This window comes from uncultured Nostoc sp. (assembly GCF_964245445.1).
Lineage (GTDB): Bacteria > Cyanobacteriota > Cyanobacteriia > Cyanobacteriales > Nostocaceae > Nostoc.
The window spans coordinates 1-2,176 of the sequence record NZ_CAXTNE010000502.1 but is presented as its reverse complement, the minus strand read 5'-3'; the positions used below and the strand labels follow the sequence as shown (position 1 = coordinate 2,176).

Genomic DNA, 2,176 nt, shown 5'->3' with positions numbered 1-2,176 from the left:
CCATTCCCCATTCCCCATTCCCCACTCCCTTCTTCAAGCTTTTTCCGCATCGAACCATTTATCATATAGCGATTGATAAGTACCATTTTCTTTGAGACTCAGCAGAGCCTGATTAATTGGTTTGCGGTAGGGACTGTTGTTAGGCAGAATGATGCCGTAGCTTTCTTCACGCAAGATACTGCCAACAATCTGTACTTTCCCTTTGCCTTCGTTGGCAGCATAGAACAGAAGTACAGGTGCATCAAACACCACAGCATCAGCTTTTTTTGTTTGCAAAGCATTGTAAGCTTGCTCAATTTTGCTAACTTCTAAAACTGAAATCTTATGTTCTCGCAGATATGCGGCGGCTGTGCTACCAGCTGTTGTGGCCACTATCTTGCCGGGTAAATCGTCTATAGTCTTGATATCGCCCTGAAGCTGTTGTACTGTCAATGAGGTAGTAGCGCTGGCTGTAAAGTAGGCAACGAAAAGCACTCCAATGAACATCCAGACAATACCTACTAGGCGTCCTAGTACTCCTTTGGGCATTTCATCAGCTTGGGTTGCTAATGTGGCAGCTGCCCACCAACAAGCTTTGAAAATGCCAGGAAAGTATGATTTGGGAATCATCCCATCTTTATGATGGCGCTCAGATAACCAAATAATGTGGGCTGCTACGACAATTAACACTAGAGCAATGCCTATTACCTTCAAGAGGGTAGCAGAGAAAAACAATTGCAAAATATTTGGGAAGGCACTGTTGTTGGTTTCTGAGTTCCGTACCATAATTTGCAGCCCCCCAGCAAAAATAGGTAATGAGAAATCAAAATTCTGCTCACGTTCAGCTGTAATCGAGATAGCTGAAATCCCCAAGTTGGCTTTGCCCTCCTTAATAGCAGAAAGCAGTTCCGGCACAGAGGAATATTCAATAAATTTAGACTCTACACCTATTTGGTTGGCGATGCTGCGCCAGAGGTCGATACTGAATCCCGATAGCTCACCTTTGTCTGGTAGCACAAAAGGCGGTATAACTCGTGTAGCTACTAATAACGGTTGTTGGAGTTGTGGTTTTTGGGCCAGTCCTGGGGATGTCATTAACAATAATGCCAGAATCCCACCTACTAATCCTATGCAGGTATACAGTGCTAAGGAACGCCTGGTTTTGTTTCTACGGTCATATCTGCCAATCGGGCTTTTTCTCCCAGCCATAAGTTGACGAAATCTAGTAGCGATCGCATTTATCATCAGATTTTTCTTGAGGTTGTATGTAAGCATATTTATCATGCCCACCCCATATTAAATATCACGTTAAACATCCCCCTAAAGGTTAAAGGAAGAGGCAGGGAGAAGGGGGAAATGACCCCTTTCTTTTCCATCCCCCTTGCTCCCTGCTCCTTGCTCCCCTGCCTCTTTTCAAGTCGAACTACAATTTGATGGTAACGGTCTTAATTTCGGTGTACTGCTGCAAACCATATTCGCCGAGTTCTCGACCAATACCAGATTGCTTGAATCCACCGAAGGGTGCAGCAGCATCGAATACGTCGTAGCAGTTTACCCACACAGTACCAGCCCGAAGATTGTTAGCGATCGCATGTGCTTTAGTAATATCCTGAGTCCATACTGCGGCTGCTAATCCGTACATTGTGGCATTCGCTCGTTGAATGACTTCATCAATATCTTTAAACTTGATGATGCTCATTACTGGGCCAAAGATTTCCTCTTGGGCAATCTTCATGTCATCGCGGACATCTGCAAAGACTGTGGGGGCGATAAAATAACCCTTGTCGCCGACTCGATTACCACCACATAGCATCTGGGCCCCTTCGCGCATTCCAGATTCTACATAACTCATCACCCGATCAAATTGGTCTTTGTCTACTTGCGGCCCTTGTTCTGTGTTGACATCGAAGGGATTACCAACAACCCGCACTTTGCGAATCAGCGAAGCAGCTCGAGGAAAAAAAATTCCAGCTGTAACACTGACGGCCTTTACTAGAGATGAAGAGTGCAAGCTGGCTCTGCAAGCGGGATTCCAGGTTCATCTATCCAAGCCAATCGAGCCAGATAAGTTAATAACTGTGGTGGCGAACCTGGTTAAAGGCAGCCAACAAGTTTAATGCATAAGTAAGCTCTCGGTAGCAAATGTTGTCGCTGAAGTAGCAAATGCTGTCGCTGATGTAACAAATGCGATCGCTGA

General features: G+C 45.3%; 2 protein-coding genes. Both read right to left on the bottom strand.

The window, feature by feature from the left end; genetic code table 11:
- Nucleotides 1–33 precede the first annotated feature (33 nt).
- Complete coding sequence (locus ACFE90_RS37840) at nt 34–1,224, bottom strand: transporter substrate-binding domain-containing protein (protein ID WP_375507355.1); 1,191 nt, start codon at nt 1,222–1,224, stop codon at nt 34–36.
- A 178-nt stretch (nt 1,225–1,402) separates the two neighbouring features.
- A complete protein-coding gene (locus ACFE90_RS37835) occupies nt 1,403–1,990 on the bottom strand; it encodes an aldehyde dehydrogenase family protein (RefSeq protein ID WP_375507354.1) in 588 nt (195 codons plus the stop codon).
- Nucleotides 1,991–2,176 lie beyond the last annotated feature (186 nt).